A 14,101-nucleotide genomic window follows, 5' to 3' on the forward strand; every position below is an offset into this window, starting at 1 on the left:
ATTTGAGAATTGATATAGCGCAGTTAAGTGCGTTAATTCGGCGTCCGTTTTAAACATGTGTTGAGAGCGTCACAGAGACTTTATCGCAGGTGGAATGGCAACATCGTGTGATTGATAGATTTCTTCGATTGAATTAAAAGACAAAACCTTCTTTTCATAGAATTCGGCTTAGTGCATAGTGATACCAAAGATTTTCAGGGTGTTGTGGCCCAAGGAATGTGCTCACAGCATCAGTGCAGATAAGAGATAGGATATTATTATGTTCGTAGTGATTTTTGGTCGTCCAGGTTGCCCATTTTGTGTTCGCGCTAAAGATTTGGCAGATAAACTGAAAGCTGAGCGCGACGATTTCAACTACCGCTATGTCGACATTCATGCGGAAGGCATTAGCAAAGCTGATCTGGAAAAAACAGTCGGTAAGCCAGTTGAAGCGGTACCTCAAATCTTTGTTGACCAAGAGCACGTAGGTGGCTTCACTGAGTTTGAAGCATACTCAAAAGCAAATCTGGGTCTGTACGAGTAATCGTATCGAATAAGAAAAAGCGGCTTTCGAGCCGCTTTTTCTTTATCTCTACTTTTTCCATTATCTTGTCTTTTTTCTTTGGTCGACAAGACGCAACAATCCTGATGATTTTCACCCGAGAAAATCACGCAAATTACTCACATTTTCAACCCGATAAGTACCTGTAAATTATTCTTCACGATATCCTGTTGGTCTTCTGACAAATACCTGAATTAAAGTGCCAAATTTATCGCATTCTTAAATTACATTTCGCTACAAATGCGTATAATACCCGACCAGAATTTTCCTCCCCCGCACGCGGATAAGTAGTTAAGTGAACATCGACGTAAACACTTTGCTCGTTCAAAACGATATTCTTTTGTTATTTGTTGTTCTTGCGATTGGTTTGACCATCGGCAAGATACGTATTGGCAGCTTTCAGTTTGGTAACTCTATTGGTGTACTTGTTACAGCACTGAGTTTTGGCCATGCTGGTTTCACCTTTAGTCCCGAAGCCCTAAACATCGGTTTTATGCTCTTTATCTTTTGTGTGGGTATTGAGGCAGGACCTAACTTTTTCGGTATTTTCTTTCGAGACGGCAAATCCTATTTGGTGCTCGCACTCACGGTGCTAAGTGCCTCGGTAGCTATTACGCTTCTCATGCGTTACCAATTTGGTGTTGATGGCAGCATCGCCACCGGCATGATGGCAGGCGCATTAACAGCTACTCCTGTCCTTGTAGGTGCAAAAGATGCGCTGAACGCTGGGTTAGCGGGTGTTGACTACTCGCCTCAACAAATCGCAGACATGATCGACAACTTAAGTGTGGGTTATGCCTTGGCGTATTTGGTGGGCTTGGTCAGTCTTATTTTGCTCGCAAACTTGATGCCAAAACTGCAAAAAGAAAACCTTGAGCACTCTGCACAAAAGATTGCGGCAGAACGTGGTTTAGGCGGTTCTTCGCAGCGCAAAGTCTACTTACCTATTATTCGTGCTTATCGCGTGGGGCCGGAGCTTATCAATTGGGTAGATGGACGAAACCTTCGCGAATTGGGTATTTACCGTCAAACAGGGTGTTACATCGAGCGTATTCGACGTAACGGCATTCTCGCGAACCCAGACGGCGACGCCATCTTACAAGAAGGCGATGAAATCGCACTGGTGGGCTACCCGGACAGCCATGCGCGTCTTGACCCGTCATTCCGTAACGGCAAAGAGGTATTCGACCGCGACCTGCTTGACCTTCGCGTTGTTGAAGAAGAAATCGTGGTGAAAAACGACGCCATTATCGGCAAGCGTTTATCCGACCTGAACCTCGCGGAATACGGCTGTTTCTTGAACCGCGTTGTTCGCGCGCAAATCGAAATGCCAATGGATCACAACATCATGTTGGCAAAAGGCGATGTGTTGCAGGTCAGTGGCGAGAAACGTCGAGTAATGGGCCTTGCCGAACGCATTGGTTTTATCTCGATTCACAGCCAAGTCTCAGACATGCTGGCCTTCTGCTCATTCTTTATTTTTGGTCTGATCTTCGGTTTGATCACCATGACATTTGGTGGCATGACCATCGGATTGGGTAATGCCTCAGGTTTGTTGATTGCAGGCATTTTGCTCGGCTTCTTGCGTGCTAACCACCCAACATTCGGATACGTGCCTCAAGGTGCGATCAATATGCTAAAAGAACTGGGGCTGATGACCTTCATGGTCGGCGTAGGCTTGAGTGCAGGTAGCAACTTGATTGAATACTTACAGCAAATGGGCTTTACCATCATGCTAGGCGCGTTGGCAGTCAGTGTCATACCCGTGATTCTGGCCTATTTGGTGGGTGCGTATGTCTTGAACATGAACCGCGCATTGCTGTTTGGTGCCATTATTGGTGCGCGTACCTGTGCACCTGCAATGGACATGATTAACCACCATGCACGAAGCACTATCCCTGCGCTTGGCTATGCGGGTACTTATGCCATTGCAAACGTCCTATTGACCTTTGCGGGAACACTTCTCGTAATACTGACGTAACAATTTGAAGATGCTCGAATTCAGACGACGTCATGTTGATTGGGTATGAATTCGGTCAGCCAATATTCAGCGAACAGCGTTACACTGTTCGCTGAATATTAATCAGATAGAGCACCTTTTCCCCGAGGCCATTAGCTATGCGAATCCTGATAGTCGAAGATGACCCCCTTCTAAGTCACCACCTAAAAACGGAACTTTCCGAACTTGGAAATCAAGTTCACTGCGCACCAAATGCGGAGGAAGGCCTGTTCGTTGCAAAAGACTATCCAAATGACATTGCTATTGTCGATCTTGGTCTGCCTGACAGAGACGGGGTGAGCCTGATTAAAGACATTCGCCGCGCTGGCGTTCGCACCCCTATTCTTATTTTGACGGGTCGCGCTAACTGGCAAGACAAGGTCTCAGGCCTTGATGCAGGTGCCGATGACTACTTGGTCAAACCTTTTCAAAAAGAAGAGTTGGTGGCGCGCCTGAATGCGCTGGTTCGCCGAAGTGCTGGGTTTGTGAAACCCGAGCTTTGTGCCGACAAGATTGTCATTGACCTGTTGGCGAAGAAAGTCGCTGTTGAAGATGTCGCCGTTGAACTGACTGCGTTTGAGTACGACCTGCTCGAATATTTGGTCCGCCATAATCGACAGGTAGTGTCCAAACAGCGTTTGCTCGATGTGCTTTATCAGGATCAAGAAGGTGACCCAAATACCATCGAAGTCATGATGAGCCGCCTACGCAAGAAGCTCACGCAAGCAGGACAAGACAATCCAATTTCCACTATTCGTGGTCAAGGGTACATTTTTGAACTCAATGTCAGCTAAACCAATATCATGAAATCCAAAATGACACCGCCGATGCACAAGCGGGTTATCGCGACCTCTATCTCGATAATTCTGGTGTTTTCTATCGCATTTGGACTGTTACTGAACCAGCTCTACATTAAAAGCTATGTCGCGTTATATTCTACCGATTTGGTGACCGCGGTTCCCCACATCGTTGGTGAGTTACGACGCGACAGGTTGCTTGAACTGGCAAAGAAAAACTTTCCTCAAGAACCAAAATCTGTCGACGCACCATCTAAATACCTTGCCTTCATCTGCCAACGCGACGATACCGTGCTTTGGATGTCTTCTGATGCAAAAAACAAAGGCATGGAAGACATTTGTTCTGCCATTCCGTTTGAGACATCAGAACCCGATTTGGTGACATACAAAGATCTTCCCTATGTCGTGCACGTCATCAGTGATGCAACGCATTCAAAGAATGAAAACTTCTTCGTGATACGCGAAGTAAGCCCTCAATTGGAAAAAATGTCCGAGATCAAAAGTAAGACATGGTTTTACGTAACCATGCTCTTCCTCGGTGCAACTGGCTTACTGTATGCCGCTTCCTATTGGAGTTTCAGCCCACTTCGAAAACTGGCCGGAGAGCTTAATGAAATAGCGGAGTCTCGCCGAGAAAAGCTTGATCAGGATTACCCTTCTGAGCTTGAAGAAGTTACGGAAGCTTTGAACCGTATGATCCAGCTAAGAAAAGAGCAGACGCAGCGCTATCGCCACGCTATGGACGACTTAGCCCATAGCCTGAAAAGCCGCCTTGCAGTAACCAATGCGCTGCTTGATGACAGCACGCTGAGCAGAGATAGCCTTAGCAAGCGCATTGTTGAACAGGTCAGCCAAATGGACGACATGGTGCAATACCAGCTACGTCGTGCTTTGGTGGGCGATCGAGGCTTAGTCAGAGAAAAAACGGAGCTCAAGCCTGTTTTAGACAGTTTGACGGGGATGTTTGCCAAAATTTATGGCGATAAACCGGTCACCATTTCCATTGAAACAACGGCGTTACCGTCACTTCCTCTAAACAAAGCTGACTTGACCGAACTGCTGGGTAACCTACTGGAAAATGCGTTTAGGTTCTGTATCGCTGAAATCCGTATTTCATCCAGAGAAACGCTGGAAAACTATGTGCTCGTGATCGAAGATGATGGCCCTGGTGTTGCAGAAGATGTCAGAGAATCCATTTTCCAACGAGGCGTTAGGGCTGATCAGCTCAACCCGGGAACCGGCATTGGTCTCGCTGTGTGTGATGAAATTGTCCACAGTTATGACGGACAGATCAAAGCATTGACCTCAACGCTGGAAGGCGCAGCTTTTGTGATGACATTTCCGAAAACACACTAACTGACCTCTCTCACTTTGACATGCAATTTAAGAAAACCGCGCCCAAAAAGCGCGGTTTTTTATTGATTTCCATACAAAATTGCCGCTTTACAGCTATCTTATTCACTGGCACAAAGTTTGCTCAAGTTTCCATACATGGGGGTAAAGAGCACGATAGATGCAACTGTTAAAGTGGATTGAAAACCAACGCCAACTGCTGCTCACAAGGCTGCGGACGCACTTCGTCCATGCGACTGGATTGTTTATCGCCCTCGCTTGCGGGCTATGGCTCATCGTTCCTCATCCCATTATTCCCGTTGCCATTGGCATTCTTCCCTTTGCTGTACTTATCACCATTAGCCAACCTGTACTGTTAGGGCTTCTTTTCATCGCATTTTCATTTTTCAGGTTGCACGAAGCCTTCGCCCCACTCTATTCCCTCAAAATTCCCTTAATGCTTTCCCTTGGCACGCTGACAACACTTGCGTGGCATATTGGCTTTAGCGGCAAAATTCGCATGTTTAACTGCAAGGAACTAGGCAGTTTCTATGCGTTTTTTGCGCTGGTTACAATTGGTTTGCCGCTGGCAGGTAACTTTGGTGAGGCATTTGCCTATTACAAAAATATCTATGTAAAAATTGGAATCATGACACCCGCGTTGGCGTGGCTGCTTACCAGTGTGTCCCACTATCGCCGAGCACTCACCATGATATTGGTGTCAGGCCTTTGTATTGCCCTCGTGACCAATTACAACAAAATGAACGGTATTGGGATGGTCGAAGAAACCCGAGTCACGGTGGGCCGAGAGCTTGGGTCTGTATTGGGTGACCCGAACGACTTGGCATTGGTACTCTTATTTCCCTTCTCTTTTGCCATTTCAATCGCGATTACGACTGACCTTCCGACAAAACAGCGAATATTTGGAGCGATTACAGCAGCAGCACTTTTCATGGCAATTATCGGCACACAAAGCCGGGGTGGCCTACTCGGCATCATGTCTGCGTTAGGTGTGATTGCATGGCGACGTGTGAAATCCAAAACGCTACTGTTTGTCGGCGGTGGCATCTTACTCCTCATCCTATTTGCATTTGCCGGTATCAGTGGAAGAAAATCAGGTGGTGCCGCTGAGGATGGATTGGATGAATCGGCGAAAGGTCGACTTTATGCGTGGGAAGCCGCCTTTTTTATGGCCGTTGATAACCCTATTTCGGGCGTAGGACTCAACAACTTTTACTTCAATTACTTCTACTACTCCCCCCATTGGGATGGCTTAAACCATGCGGTACACAGTACCTGGTTCGGTGTTTTGGGAGAGACTGGCTTTTTGGGTCTTATCGCTTTTCTGGTGATGACCTTTATCGTTTTCCGATCGGCACAGAAAACCGCAAATATCGTCTCTAAACACCCTCAAATATACGATCCGGTCGTACGTAGTATCTCTGAGGGGCTTTACTCTGGCATGGTCGCATTTTGTGTTTCTGGCACCTTCCTGACGCAAGGCTTCACATGGCCAATCTACATTTTGCTCGCATTGACTGCCGCCGTCTCAAACTTTGTCAACAACATAGAACGAACGCGGGAGAAAACCGCAGAAGAAATCGCAGAGGAAGCACTCAAAAAGCGAGGAGGATTACCCGAACGGCTCAAGGTAAAGCCCAACCCCAGAAAACACAAAGGCCGCCCTAAGGCAGCCTCTGAAGCATCGGATAACGACGGTTAGTCGTCTGCGTTGAGCAGGTCGTCTTTTGCCGCGAGCAGATATTGGTACATCGACCAATAGGTCAGCGCAGTAGCAATATAAAGCGCGGCATAACCAATGTAGATGATCCACTCGTTCTCACGCCAGAGAAGCATGGTCAGCGCAAACATCTGAGCGGCAGTCTTAAACTTGCCAACCCAAGACACGGCAACACTGGCTCGTTTGCCCAGTTCTGCCATCCATTCTCGAAGTGCAGAGATAATCACTTCACGGGCAATCATGGTTGCCGCTGGGATTGTCACCCAAATCGAATGGTAATGCTCTGCAATCAGAACCAGCGCAATCGCTACCATCACTTTGTCGGCGACGGGATCGAGGAATGCGCCAAATCGTGTCGTCTGGTTTAGTGTACGAGCGAGATACCCATCCAACCAATCCGTAAAACCTGCAATGACGAAAATAAGTGCAGCAGCAAACGCCGACCACTCGTAAGGAAGATAAAACGCGATGACAAAAACAGGAATTAATGCGATGCGTAAAAGAGTCAGAATAATGGGGATGTTCAGTCGCATAGTTGTAATTGTTGGTGAGTAACACCGCTATGGTGGACGAAAGTCATTGCTGTTGCAACGACGAATGAATTTTCTCTGCTAAAACTCTGCTTATTCCGGGCACTTTGGCTATTTCTTCAACAGAAGCGCGTTTAAGCTCCTGAATCCCGCCCATGTATTTAAGCAAAGCCTGTCGACGTTTTGGTCCAACACCTTCAATTTCTTGTAACACACTGCTTTTGCGCGCTTTCGCACGTTTTGCTCGGTGACCAGAAATTGCATGGTTATGACTTTCGTCCCTAATGTGTTGAATCAAATGCAGGGCTGGTGAATCAGAAGGCAGCGAAAACTCCTCTCCCGTCACTTTGATCAACGTTTCTAAACCCGGTTTACGTGTGGTGCCTTTCGCCACACCTAACATGAGCGGGTGCTTTGGCCATTCCGCTAACAGCGGCCTAACCACATCCCACGCCTTGTTAAGCTGTCCCTTACCACCATCAATTAAGATGATGTCAGGGATTTTTTCCGGATCGGATTGTTTCGCGTAACGACGCTCTAAAACCTGCGCCATCGCTGCGTAATCATCGCCGCCCGTAATACCGGTGATATTATAACGCCGATACTCCTGTTTAACTGGACCGTCCTGATTGAATACCACACAAGACGCGACAGTTTGCTCACCCATGGTATGGCTGATATCAAAACATTCCATGCGTTTTACCGACTCAAGACCTAAGGTTTCCATCAGTACATTGAAACGGTTATGAATCGTCATCTTGTGATTAATTTTACTGGTCAGCGCGGTGGATGCATTGGTTTGCGCCAATTTCAGGAAACGCGCGCGAGCACCGCGAGGTTTACTCTGAATGTGCACTTTGCGCCCTGCAATCTCGGACAGTGCTTTAGCCAGTGATTCCAACTCCTCACCCATATCCTGCCCAAGCAAAATGCTGGTTGGAATGGTGCGACCTTCCGCCTGATTGATATAAAACTGGCCGATAAAGGTGGAAATCAACTCATTGATATCTGTGTTCGCAGGCATTTTGGGGAAATAGCTTCTGCTTCCCAGTACCTTGCCCTGTCGAAGGAACAATACGTGAATACATGCAATGCCGTTTTCAATAGATACACCGATGGCATCTAAATCGTCATCGCTGTTTTGGGAAACAAACTGCTGTTCCTGTACGCGGCGCAACGCTTGAATCTGGTCGCGATATTCCGCCGCTTTTTCAAAAGCGAGAGACTGACTAGCCGCTTCCATTTTTTCTACCAGCGTCGAGATGACTTGGCGATCTTTGCCTTGCAAGAAGAGTCGAGTGAAGTTCACAAGTTCGGCGTAATCGTCATCAGAAATGATGTCCTTCACGCAGGGGCCTGCACAACGACCAATTTGATACATCAAGCAGGGACGTGTGCGATTCGCATACACCGAGTCTTCACACTGACGAACAGGAAAAATTTTCTGCAGAAGATACAAACTTTGCCTGACTGCACCAGCATCAGGAAACGGCCCAAAGTACTCGCCTTTGCGCTTTTTCGCCCCACGATGAATAGACAATCTCGGATGTTTTGACGCAGAAAGGAAAATGTACGGATAGGATTTATCATCACGAAGCAGCACATTGTATTTAGGCAAGTGCTGCTTAATGAGATTGTGCTCTAGGATAAGTGCTTCGGTTTCACTGTGCGTGATCGTCACTTCTACATTGGCGATGTTTTTCACCAAGGCACGGGTTTTCTCACCCGAAACATTCGTTCTAAAGTAGCTAGAAAGACGTTTTTTGAGTGACTTTGCTTTTCCGACGTAAATAATTTCACCGGAAGCGTCCATCATTCGATAGACGCCCGGTTTATCAGAAACAGTTTTTAGAAAATTTTTGGCATCAAACACAGTGAACAGAAGTAATTAGAGTGTCTCTGTGTCTAGCATACCATGACGAATCGCTAAATGGGTCAACTCAACGTCACCATTGATACCCAGTTTGCTAAACAGCCTGTAGCGATAGCTATTAACTGTTTTTGGACTGAGGTTCAATTGTTCAGAAATATCCGTCACCTTTTGACCTTTGGTGATCATCATCATGATCTGAAGCTCTCGCTCAGAAAGATTTTTAAATGGATTTTCTGACGCTGGAGAAAACTGACTCAACGCCATTTGTTGAGCAATCTCTGGCGAAATATAACGCTGTCCGCTGTTAACCGCGCGGATTGCATTAACCATTTCACTCGCACCTGCACCTTTTGTAAGGTAGCCAGCAGCTCCTGCTTGCATGACTTTGGTTGGAAATGGATTTTCAGTATGAATTGTAAGAACAATAATCTTGGCGTCGGGGTTATAGCGTAGGAGTTTACGCGTAGCTTCTAAACCACCAATACCAGGCATGTTCATGTCCATCAAGATAATGTCCGCATGATTGCTACGACACCACTTGACTGCTTCTTCACCGCTTTCGGCTTCCCCTACCACTTTAACACCACGTTCGTCTTCGAGAAGACGACGTATCCCTGTGCGAACCAGCTCGTGATCATCTACAAGGAAAACACTAATCAAGCTTGTTTCTCCACTATGATTTTGGCTCGCCATGCGCCACGATGGCGCTCGACTTCGTGCTGCATCTTACTTGAGTTTAACCCAACAATAAAAGTCCGAACACGTTGAATCTGTGTAAGAGTGCATGTTTTTCATTTTAATATGTCACTATTTATACAGTGACGTCATAAAATCTAGTCCATAAAACCTCAAACAGAATAAAATTTCAATAACAACATATGGTTACAAGCAGCAACTAATTTGCCAAATAAATACAATTCGTCCAATACTTAATACATATCAATACACGCAATTTGAAAAATATCTTCTCACTTGCGGTTTCCGTTATTCTTTACTTACATAATTTTATTACACAAACAGCGTGAACAAAGGGAGAAAGCCGAGTGAAAAGCGTAGGAATCTTGCTTTGTGACGATCACTACGAAGACTCCATTCCTGTATATGGTCACTATGACGACGCGTTCAAACGACTGCTGTCCATTGATGAAATTGATGTCACTCAGACGTACAAGTGTTTTCTTGGGGAATTCCCCTCTCAGCCTGAAGAGTGCGATGTGTGGGTCATTACTGGCAGCAAATGGAGTGCCTATGACAATGACCCATGGATAGAAACACTCGCGACCTTCATTCGATTGTGCGACAAACACCACCACCCACTACTCGGCATTTGCTTCGGCCATCAAATCATTCATTCCGCCCTGGGCGGCACGGTTGAAAAATCCCACAAAGGCTGGGGAATGGGTCTCTATGCTCTGGATGTCACAGAAAAAGGTCGTCACTTGTTCGCCCCCTACGACCCAGCGTCGCTCTCACTGCTCGCCGTTCACCAAGACCAAGTCGTTGCTGCGGCAAACAGTTTCACCACGATTGCATCATCTGACTTTTGCCCACAAGCAATGACGATGAAAGGAAGCCAAATTCTTACGATGCAATGCCACCCTGAATTCACTGCGCCATTTATCATCCAATTGTTAGAGCGTTTACGAGAAAAAGCTGGCGATGAAAAAGTCAATTCAGCAAGACGCACGGTAGAGTTGTTTGGGGAAGGTGACCGTCAGTGCGCAGTGCGATTGATTCGACGGTTTATCTTGTCGCTATAATCCTCTCTACCCCTTGAATGCAATTCGTTTCTTTAAACCGTGATTTGCATAACAAAAATGCCGCGTTTTCAATATGCAAATCATTTCTATAGACCGTATAGCGTCCCTATTTATACTATTGATTAATAAGCACATTAACACTGGCATTCATATTGCTATCTCCTTGTCATACAGCGAAGGGAGTGTTTTCAGATATGAACGTGCCATCATTGAAAAAACCACTGATATTTGTCGGCCCGCCTTGTTCAGGTGTCAGCCTCATTTCAAACATTGTCTTTCACCACCCTGCTTTGTGCTGGTTGGATGAAAACTTTGAGAAGCACCCGACATCCAACTTTCAACATAAGCTGTTTAAATTCACCAGCAAGTGGCGTTCGAAATCTAACGACTACCCTACCAACTCACTGATGTCTGCACTGGCAAACGATTTTTCACCAACCCCCACAGAAGCTACGCTGTTTTGGGATTTGATGACTCGTGACGATGTCGATTTCTATCGTGGTTTTGCAAGGGGAAAACTTGCATCTCCCATGGAGATCTCTGAGATCAGCAAGATCCTAGAGGCGCGCGTAGCAAGTACAGAAAAAGAAAGATTGGCACTGAGATTCACAGGGCCTGCGCGCCTTTGCTATTTGCAAAGTCTCTTTCCTGATGCCAAATTTGTTCACGTAACGCGTGACCCCGCTTCCACCGTCAATTCCATCATTTCCAGCCAAGAGTGGGAATTTCAGGGCAAGAGTATGTTGTGGTGGCGAGGTGCTTATTCTTTGCAAGAGTTGGCACAATATGACTTGTTAAGACAACACGCCGTCGCGGGCACTGCGTTCCAATTGAACAAGCTGTTGCAAACCACACGACAAGAAATTGAAGAAGTGAATGCTGACCTACTGACGGTCAATTACGAAGACTTTGTTGCTAACCCTCAGCAAGTTTTACTCAACCTGCTTGAGTTTGCGGAGTTAGACCCAGATTTAAACGTCGGGCGTGCATTAAAACGAAGCGAAATCAGATGCAGTAATAAAGTATTGAAAATGCCAGCGACGGACATCAACACCGTCTACACCTGGTGCCCTGCCCCATAAGCTTTTTAGCTAATTGGCCAGACATAAAAAAACGCCTTCCGTTTGGGAAGGCGTTTGATTTTTTACTTACTTAAAGCGCGTCAGTTTTAATACACAGAACGTGGTATTTACCGTGTTCTTTTTCCGCACCTTCAGTTTCGTGTTCGAAACCTGGGAACTCGTCATCCCATGCCTCAAGTGCTTTGAGGTATTGGATTTGAGGGCTGCTTTCACTACCGAAGTTCTCGCCACCCATCAGCATTGGGATGCCTGGTGGGTAAGGGATCACTGAGTGCGCTGCAACGCGGCCTTCCAGTTTGTCTGAAGGAACCAGTTCCACTTCATTCGCAACAATGTGTTGGTATGCAGTACGTGGTTTCAGTTCAACTTCTGGCAGTGTTGAGTATGCTTCGTTCAACACTTGCGCTGGGTTGTGACGAACGAGGTATTCGAACATACGGTCGCCAAGGTCACGCAGGCCAAGACCTTTGTAAACTTCTGGTGCACTTTCTACGAGTTCTGGAAGGATAGTTTCCAGAGACGCATTCTTGTCGTAGTGACGTTTGAATGACAGCAGTGTGTTAACCAATGTGTCACGTTTACCTTTAGTAATACCCATTGAGAACAGGAACATTACTTGGAAGTCAGTAGTACGGGTAGGTACGATACCGAAACGACCTAGGTATGCGCTAACCAGTGCGGCAGGTACACCTTTTTCAAGGAAGTTACCTTTGTCATCCAGACCCGGAGTCAGCAAGCTAACTTTGATTGGATCCAGCATACACCAGTCGTTTTCCATGTTGTCGAAACCATGCCATTTGTCTTCTGGGTGCAGTTTCCAGTTATCCTGAACTGTCATCAGAGACTCAACAGATGCGTCTTCGAACTTCACTTTGTCGCCGTTGGTTTCGGTTACAACCTCAGCATTCCAAGGTTTGAAGAACCAGTCGCCATCAGCAGTGTAGTCGTTGAACAACTTACGAACGCTTTGACGGAAGATAACCGCTTCACGGATTACTTCGTTAGTCAGAGACAGACCGCTTTGGCCTTTCATCATGTTTGCAGCAACGTCGTTAGATGCACAAATTGCATACAGTGGCGATGTTGATGTGTGCATCATGTACGCTTGGTTGAAGCGATCGAAATCGATGGCGTCTTCACCGTTACGAACGTGAATGTATGATGCTTGAGATAGCGCATTCAGCAATTTGTGGGTTGAGTGAGTCGCGAATACTGTTGGACCTTGGTGGTCTTTCGCGTCACCACGCATTGCGAAGTGGCCTTGGTATACAGGGTTGAAGCGAGCATAACCAAACCAAGCTTCGTCCATATGAATACGGTTAGAGCTTTCAGACAGCAGAGATTCTGCGTGTTCTGAGTTGTAAACCATACCGTCGTATGTACAGTTGGTCACTACTGCGTATTTTGGTTTTTTGTTTTTCGCATCTTTGGTCATTTTGCCTTCTGCAATCATCTTCTCGATGTTTGCAGCAGCCATGGTTGACTTGCTGATAGGACCAATGATGCCGTAGCAGTTGCGTGTTGGTGCCATGTAAACAGGACGTGCGCCAGTCAGGATCAGGCCTTGTTCAATGGATTTGTGACAGTTACGGTCGATGATAGCAATATCGTCGTCTTTCAGACACGCTTGCATGATGGTACGGTTTGAACCTGAAGTACCAACGATACCAGAGTAAGATTCGTGAGCACCGAATACTTTAGCTGCTTCTACTTCGCTGTCTTTGAATGCGCCAGTGTGGTCTAACAGTGAACCCAGAGCTGCACGCTCGATACCCATATCGGTACGGAACAGGTTTTCACCGTAGAACTGGTGGAATTGATTACCCGCAGGGGTTTTGGTGAAGCCGATACCACCTTGGTGGCCTGGAGCAGACCATGAATACTCGTGGATATCGTTGTATTGCATCATCGCTTTCATTAGCGGTGGCAATACTTGTTCGCGGTAACGTCGCATTGCAGCCACGATACGGCCCGCAACGAAGTCAGCGGTGTCTTCCAGTACAGAGTAACATTCGTCAACACGTTCCATCAGTTTGCGGTTAGCAAGAATTGAGGTACGTGCGCGTTCTGCAAGCAGGAACACTGGCACTTCTGATTGGCGATCTTTCAGCGTATTCAGCAGATCGATTTCTTCTTCAGAGTGAACGATTTGTTCTTCAGATTTGTCCAGGGTCAGTACCAGGCTGTCAATTTGTGACGCCAAGATAACTGCTTTCGCATCTTCGTATGACTTTGCAGTCACGATATCGATAGTACGTTGAGTCAGTTCTTCAATCAGAGATTGAGTTGTACGTGCAGCATAGCTGCTTGGATCGATATTTTGCGGCTCTACAACCAGAGTGCGCATTTTGCTGAAGTTGTTGCTCATAATAATTACCTAATTTGTAATTTTCTAATTTCAGCGTCAACGGCTTGGATGGCTTTTTTATCTAAAAAATAAATAAGT

General features: G+C 46.4%; 11 protein-coding genes. 7 read left to right on the forward strand and 4 right to left on the reverse strand.

Going from position 1 to position 14,101, the window contains the following annotated elements; all coding sequences use genetic code 11:
- The first annotated feature begins 259 nt into the window (after nt 1-259).
- From LRP49_RS19420 to LRP49_RS19440, 5 genes are all read left to right on the forward strand, one after another.
- Entirely contained in the window at nt 260-523 is a 264-nt protein-coding gene (locus LRP49_RS19420; RefSeq protein WP_274144124.1) for a GrxA family glutaredoxin, read from the forward strand.
- Nucleotides 524-836: 313 nt separating this feature from the next.
- On the forward strand, nt 837-2,522 hold the full coding sequence (locus tag LRP49_RS19425; RefSeq protein WP_274144126.1) for an aspartate:alanine antiporter: 1,686 nt from the start codon (nt 837-839) through the stop codon (nt 2,520-2,522).
- Nucleotides 2,523-2,659: 137 nt separating this feature from the next.
- Nucleotides 2,660-3,334, forward strand: a complete 675-nt coding sequence (locus tag LRP49_RS19430) for a response regulator (RefSeq protein WP_274144127.1) — start codon at nt 2,660-2,662, stop codon at nt 3,332-3,334.
- Between the two features lie 9 nt (nt 3,335-3,343).
- Nucleotides 3,344-4,693 (forward strand): ATP-binding protein, encoded by a 1,350-nt coding sequence (locus LRP49_RS19435; protein ID WP_274144129.1) that lies wholly within the window; start codon nt 3,344-3,346, stop codon nt 4,691-4,693.
- Between the two features lie 157 nt (nt 4,694-4,850).
- Nucleotides 4,851-6,392, forward strand: a complete 1,542-nt coding sequence (locus LRP49_RS19440) for an O-antigen ligase family protein (protein WP_274144130.1) — start codon at nt 4,851-4,853, stop codon at nt 6,390-6,392.
- Here the strand turns inward: LRP49_RS19440 and pgsA are convergent.
- From pgsA to uvrY, 3 genes are read right to left on the reverse strand one after another with little or no spacing between them, the layout of a single operon-like run.
- On the reverse strand, nt 6,389-6,943 hold the full coding sequence (gene pgsA / locus LRP49_RS19445; RefSeq protein ID WP_274144131.1) for a CDP-diacylglycerol--glycerol-3-phosphate 3-phosphatidyltransferase: 555 nt from the start codon (nt 6,941-6,943) through the stop codon (nt 6,389-6,391). The genes LRP49_RS19440 and pgsA overlap by 4 nt on opposite strands.
- A 43-nt stretch (nt 6,944-6,986) precedes the next feature.
- Nucleotides 6,987-8,822: an excinuclease ABC subunit UvrC gene (gene uvrC / locus LRP49_RS19450; RefSeq protein WP_274144247.1), complete on the reverse strand. Its 1,836-nt coding sequence runs from the start codon at nt 8,820-8,822 to the stop codon at nt 6,987-6,989.
- Nucleotides 8,823-8,828: 6 nt separating this feature from the next.
- On the reverse strand, nt 8,829-9,473 hold the full coding sequence (gene uvrY / locus LRP49_RS19455; protein ID WP_067409937.1) for a UvrY/SirA/GacA family response regulator transcription factor: 645 nt from the start codon (nt 9,471-9,473) through the stop codon (nt 8,829-8,831).
- A gap of 383 nt (nt 9,474-9,856) precedes the next feature.
- Between uvrY and LRP49_RS19460 the strand changes: the two genes are divergently transcribed.
- Nucleotides 9,857-10,573: a type 1 glutamine amidotransferase gene (locus LRP49_RS19460; RefSeq protein ID WP_274144134.1), complete on the forward strand. Its 717-nt coding sequence runs from the start codon at nt 9,857-9,859 to the stop codon at nt 10,571-10,573.
- A 194-nt stretch (nt 10,574-10,767) separates the two neighbouring features.
- Entirely contained in the window at nt 10,768-11,655 is an 888-nt protein-coding gene (locus LRP49_RS19465) for a sulfotransferase family protein (RefSeq protein WP_274144136.1), read from the forward strand.
- A gap of 70 nt (nt 11,656-11,725) precedes the next feature.
- Here LRP49_RS19465 and adiA read toward each other — a convergent pair whose 3' ends face one another.
- Complete coding sequence (gene adiA / locus LRP49_RS19470; protein ID WP_274144137.1) at nt 11,726-14,023, reverse strand: arginine decarboxylase; 2,298 nt, start codon at nt 14,021-14,023, stop codon at nt 11,726-11,728.
- Between the last annotated feature and the right edge of the window lie 78 nt (nt 14,024-14,101).

Origin of the sequence: Enterovibrio qingdaonensis, from assembly GCF_028683135.1 — a bacterium.
Classification (GTDB): domain Bacteria; phylum Pseudomonadota; class Gammaproteobacteria; order Enterobacterales; family Vibrionaceae; genus Enterovibrio; species Enterovibrio qingdaonensis.

What these genes read in the sequence shown, in the direction of transcription:
- LRP49_RS19420 (WP_274144124.1), top strand. Translation starts at nt 260, where the DNA reads ATGTTCGTAGTGATTTTTGGTCGTCCAGGTTGCCCATTTTGTGTTCGC.
- LRP49_RS19430 (WP_274144127.1), top strand. Translation starts at nt 2,660, where the DNA reads ATGCGAATCCTGATAGTCGAAGATGACCCCCTTCTAAGTCACCACCTA.
- LRP49_RS19435 (WP_274144129.1), top strand. Translation starts at nt 3,344, where the DNA reads ATGAAATCCAAAATGACACCGCCGATGCACAAGCGGGTTATCGCGACC.
- LRP49_RS19440 (WP_274144130.1), top strand. Translation starts at nt 4,851, where the DNA reads ATGCAACTGTTAAAGTGGATTGAAAACCAACGCCAACTGCTGCTCACA.
- pgsA (WP_274144131.1), bottom strand. Translation starts at nt 6,943, where the DNA reads ATGCGACTGAACATCCCCATTATTCTGACTCTTTTACGCATCGCATTA.
- LRP49_RS19465 (WP_274144136.1), top strand. Translation starts at nt 10,768, where the DNA reads ATGAACGTGCCATCATTGAAAAAACCACTGATATTTGTCGGCCCGCCT.
- adiA (WP_274144137.1), bottom strand. Translation starts at nt 14,023, where the DNA reads ATGAGCAACAACTTCAGCAAAATGCGCACTCTGGTTGTAGAGCCGCAA.